The organism is Aporhodopirellula sallentina SM41, assembly GCF_000346505.1.
In the GTDB taxonomy this organism is placed as follows: Bacteria; Planctomycetota; Planctomycetia; order Pirellulales; family Pirellulaceae; genus Rhodopirellula; species Rhodopirellula sallentina.
The window spans coordinates 1-5782 of the sequence record NZ_ANOH01000385.1 but is presented as its reverse complement, the minus strand read 5'-3'; the positions used below and the strand labels follow the sequence as shown (position 1 = coordinate 5782).

The window sequence follows — 5782 nt, the reverse complement described above, 5'->3', positions numbered from 1 at the left end:
CAGCCTCAAGGTGCAGCCTCGAACCACGAGAAAACCAAGCCAGACGAAATCAGGCAAACGAAAGAGCAGCCACGGGAGAAAGAAGCCGCCCATCATTGCAATCACTGCTGGTGGCTTGTTCGCCGCACTGATTCTATTTGGCATTATGTTCAGTCTGCGCACGAAGAACGGCATGCTCGTGATCGAAAATCTGCCCGCAGATGCCCAGGTCATGGTCGACCAAGAAAACGTCAGGCTTCGATGGAACGACGGTAAAGATTCAGCAACCGTCCGTATAAAACCAGGAACACGACAGGTCGAAGTACTTTCTGGTGGTGCAAAAATCGCTGGTGATACCGTCACCATCGAGAGTGGGACCGAAACTTCCATTACCGTAATACCAAGAACAAGCAAGGATGAGGTCGAAAATAGGCAACTTCTTACGTCAGACAATCCGACCCCACGTCTTTTTCCGCTCGATGAACTAAACATGCCAGGACGCAATGAGGCCGCTTGGGTTTCGCCGGACGGTGGACGGATTTATTGGGAGCATTCCGATTCAGGTGGTGGCAACGCTGAAATATTCCAAGCTGAGCGTGACGATTTATCAGTAAGCTTCGGGAACGAACGTTCTGTCATTACTGGAAAGCAACCCACTTTGACACCTGACGAACTCCAAGTCGTATTTGTTCACACGGAACCCAAGAAATTCAAGCGTCTTTACATGGCGACGCGTTCGACCAAATCTGACAGGTTTGAGAATGCCAAGGAACTGATGCAGTTTGGCGAAGGGCTTATGTTCAATAGTCCTTGTATTTCCGCCGACGGATTGGCTTTATTCGTCAATGCGAGGCAACAAAACGATATTCGTACGACGAAATACTATGTTTCGCGCCGCACAAGTATCGACGCCGCATGGATGCCCGCACGCCCAGTTGATATCCGATGGAATGCCCAGCAGCAGGATGCGCCTCTTACCTGGATATCAATGGCTCCTGACGAAATGTCATTTCTGGCAACCCACGAAATGGGAGTGGGCCGATACCGTGTGCTCCAGTTTTCGCGAACTAGCAAAACAGCACCGTTTGAAAGCTATGAATATTTGACGTTGCCTGGTTTTGGTAACGTCTACGGACGGAGCCCTCGTTACTCGCTTGCCAGAAATGAGCTGTTTCTTACGGCACCAGAATCATACGCTCAAGCAAATTCAGCTGCTTGGAAGGGATTCGTCCCAAAACTGTGGGCCATTCGCGACGTAGATCGCTCCTCGATTGCTCAAGCCGAACAAAGTCTGACTCTGTTGCCAGCAGGTTCAGAATGGCACGGGACGGTAAAGCGAAACTGGAGGCCGGGGCCAACAACGAAGGATGATGTGATTTTTACGGTTGAAAGTCGAAATGGAGACCAGTTTGTAGCGTTAATCAATACGGACCACGGAACGCAGATCCGTCGAGTTACTGGGACAGTTGAGGGCACCGGCTCCTTGTCTTGGGAATCATCTGGGAGCAACGTCCTAACTGGCAGCGGTGGAATGTCGGGATCGCATCACGGTCATGTGAAAGATGACTATATACGAGTCGAATCTAATTGGGTGAACTCAAAGAAACAGAAAGTAGATGCAGTCTACGAATTACGTAGGAATCCAGAGCAGTGAACAATTCCACGCTCTGCTGGGGTCGAGAGCTTGGACGCCGCCTCGAACTCAGGCGAAGTACGTCTGCATCTTTTCAATGGTAGTGACTTCAGCGGATGGAACGGGGACTTTTCGTATTGGAAGGTTGAAGACGGCGCAATCGTTGGGCGACTACCTCCGTCAAATTCCCTATCGAAGCGTACGTATTTGACGTCTGACCACTCCTTCGTTGGAGACTTTGAATTGGAGTTTGACTGCGCGATCGAAGAGGGCAACTCAGGTGTTGTCTATCGAACATCACGACCTCGTTCGGACCCGCTTCATGCTTTCGGGCTTCAAATCGACATTGACGGTGCTAATAGCGAATTTGGTGCCGCCTACGAAGAGAGGGGATTGGCGTCGGTCGCGGAAGTCGGTGAATCCGTCACGCTTAGCTCGTCGGGCGCAGTCTCGCGATCACCAATCACCCCACAAATAACGGATGACACCTCTGATGTCGGTTCAGACTGGAAACACTACCGAGTCGTTGCAGTCGGTGATTCCATCGAACACTACGTCAACGGACGACTAACCTCCAGGATATCGGATCCACATCGCCGCCTATCTCAGCAAGGACTCGTTGCTTTGCAATTGCACAAGGGGAAACCGATGACAGTGCGATTCAAGGATATCACGTTCTACAAAGGCAGGCGATTTGCAAGAAACACAAGCGATTCGCAAGCACCGCAGACCGCTCAGTCGGTGCCAAGCAATTCCAACGATCCCGGTGTGTTAATCCTTCCAGCAGCAACGCGTTCAAACGGAAAGCACATCGTTCTGTTGGCTGGTGACCAAGAGTACCGGTCGGAAGAAACAATGCCGATGCTGGGGAAAATTCTCAGTCAGAGGCACGGTTTTCGCTGCACGGTTCTGTTTCCACTCTCAGCAAATGGATCCTACATCGATCCTACGAACAAGCAGGGACTGAAAGGACTGAACACACTTTCCGATGCTGATTTGATGATCATTGGCACGCGATTCCTCGAGCCCATTGAGAAAGAAGCGAAGCATCTAACGGACTTTCTTAATGCGGGGAAACCCGTCATTGGGATTCGGACTGCCACACATGCGTTTGGTGGCAACGGAAGCTTTGGAGGCAACTTGCCTTACGTCGAATTTGGCAGAAGAATTCTAGGCGAGGAGTGGGCTGGACACCACGGGAAATACAAGTCGCAAGGATCCAGAGGCGTTGTCGAAGCCGGCAAACAGATGCATCCGATATTGAGTTCTGTTTCGCGTGTTTTTGCTAAAACAAACGTCTACCAAGCCCCGCACTTGACAAAAGAGGATGAGGTTTTGATGCGTGGCGCCGTGACAGAGACGCAAGAGTCAGCTTCTCGCATCGTCTCGGGTGGAATCAACCAACCGATGCAACCTATCGCATGGCTACATCCCTATAAATCGCCTGGTGGAGCCAACGGGCAGTCCTTTTGCCTGACAGCAGGTGCTTCAGTCGACTTTGCCAATGAAGACTTGCGAAGACTAATAGTAAACGCTGTGTACTTCTTAACTGGGGGGAAAGTTCCAATCAAATCCGACGTTGAGTTCGTCGATCCATTCGACCCGAGTTCCTTTGGGCACTTTCGCGAGAAAGATCATTGGCAAGTCGCTAACCTGCATTCTGATGACTTCGGGCTGCTGAAGCGAGCAAGTGTCTCTGGGAACGTCACACAAGCTGCTGCATCGTCAATACTCACGGCACAGATTCAGCCAAGCTCAGTCTGGCGAAGTAGCGATGCCGTGCTAGAGCTATTGATCTTAGATCGAAACGGCGAGGATTTTCGCGCGCGAATGAAAGTTGGAAAGCGGATCATTCGAGAAGTGCGTGGGACGGTGAAGAATGATCGTATCTCCTGGCTTGCGAAGGATGTGCATCCTGTCGGTGAAAACCGTCAAGGCGGCGACAATCTCGGAACGATTCGACATGCCCCGAATGGAGTTGTCATTGATTTCATGTGGAAAGGGCCGAACGGCTCGGGGGAATTCGCATTGCGGTCCGCTGGGGCATTCAAGCCGCCCTCTGGCGTTTTCCAAGTGGGCACGCACTTCTTCAAGGTCTTTGACAAACAATTGACCTGGGACGAGGCACGCGACGAATGCACTCGACTAGGCGGAACGTTAGCAAAAGTTGACGCGATGGACATCCATGAACACGTCTTTCGTGAAGCAAAGAAGATTGGTATGGATTCAGTTTGGATCGGCGCGTGTGACGCGGAAGTCGAAGGATCATGGAAATGGATTGATGGAACGCCACTGTCATTTTCTAGGTGGGGACCCGGTCAACCGAATAACAAGCAAGAGTCCGAGCATTTCGCCTTGTTGATTGTTGAATTTCGCAACCCCAAGTATGTCGGCACTTGGGCAGATCAGCCCTCTAGTAGCACTGAGCATCGGCCCGGTTTCGTCTGTCAGTGGACTACCAATGGCTCGATTGGCGAGACTCCGACTACTTCATCCACGACTACGGCTGCTCAGAACCCGCGAACCGTGAAATCCGAGATGTCAACGGATTCCGCTCGTAAGATCCGCTTGTTCAACGGTAGGAATCTCATTGGTTGGCGGGGACTTCCTCGGTTTTGGTCTGTCAAACGAGGGGGCATTGTTGGATCTACGTTCCCCAACGGGATTCCAGAGCCGACCTTCCTCGTGAGCGAAAAAGAGTATCAGGACTTTGAATTGAACTGGAAGGTCAAGCTGGTTGGCGCTGCCAATGTAGATAGCGGACTGAATTTTCGATCAGGCGTGGCGGACGCTTCAACATTTAAAATGTGGGGCCCGCAATGCAATCTCGGATTTGGATCAACATTCAAGCATCCATGGGGCACCGTCTTTTATAAAGGTCACAAATCTGTGCCAAAACAAAAATGGCACTTCGACAAACATGAATCTGACGTCAATCTCGTAAATTCCAATGTTATCCAAAATGGGTTTAATGAAATGCAGTTACGCTGTGTTGGTAAGGACGTCGTGGTGAAACTGAATGGTGTCATCGTATTAGATCGCGATATACCGAAAATGCCGGAGTCCGGAAGATTGGGTTGGCAGCTGTGGTCAGGAAGTGGTCCCATGGAGATTCATCTCAAAGACATCGAAATCATTGAGCTGTAGTAGCGATTTCGCAAGGCCTGCGACGAATGATTGACAAGATGCAGTATGTCTCTGGCATTGCTGGAATTGGACAATCAAAAAGCCTCATCCATTGACTGAAACTATTCAGCCGCGTGGTTAGTTGGCCGTAGTTTTGGTGACTTGCCGGTAGCCGCAGAGCTCGATAATGCCTTCGGGATGCAGTCCAGTGGCTGATGGCAGCGAACGCAAAGCGTGCAGAGCACCGTACACCAGCACAATTCGGTTTGGCGGGTTGACTACTTGTTGAGTATTCGGCGGTGGGCGCGTCGGGTTCGCCTACGGTCAGACGCTTGACCAAGTTTCTCTTGCCGGTAAATCCGAATCGATTCGGGATGCTCCGCCCTCCACACATGCGGGGACATCAAGGCCCGCTCAGCAGCCGGTCAATACGCCTCGCTCTTTCTAGCTAAGCCGAGCACGCTCGTGGCCCAAATATTGTCGGCCACCTCAAAGACCTTAAACAAGTGTTTACTGCGTCGTTTTCGGCATGATTTTTTAGCACAGCGGTTAGCCTCTTCGACTAACGTCAGTTTCGCGAAATTCACCGCAAAGCCAGCAACCACCATGAGACCGTCCGCCGTGAGGTCTTCCGACAGGCGATTCGACGTTCTTCGTATGAGATCGGACGACGTCGATTTCGAACGGCAATTGCGATATGGCGTTAGTCGACATTCAGATTTCTGGTTTAGCTCCGAGTGATCCACGAGTACCAGTGATCTTAGGTGACAACGGTATAAAAAGAACTTTCATTTTCGCGACAGGACTCTCGGCCCGGGTGCCTTTCCCTTTGTCGCCACGAGCGAATCCACGAAAATTTAACTTCGCATAATGAAGGTGCCCCGCCGTGTCCGCTGTTTTAAACCAATACAACGTTGCCTCCATTGATCAGTTATCGATCTTTCCGAGCACACTCTCCGCTGCCGGGCCGAACACCGAGGCCGATCCACAACCCCAGCAACCGGTCGTCGCCAAGACTGGGATTTCCCGCTACCAAGCTCGCCG

General features: G+C 51.3%; 2 protein-coding genes. Both read left to right on the top strand.

From position 1 onward, the window contains the following. Positions 1–1633: hypothetical protein (locus tag RSSM_RS33955; protein ID WP_160168176.1), on the top strand; the 1633-nt coding region annotated here is incomplete at its 5' end. 30 nt (positions 1634–1663) lie between these two features. Then, complete coding sequence (locus RSSM_RS31970) at positions 1664–4759, top strand: family 16 glycoside hydrolase (RefSeq protein WP_008686477.1); 3096 nt, start codon at positions 1664–1666, stop codon at positions 4757–4759. The last annotated feature ends 1023 nt before the right edge of the window (positions 4760–5782 follow it).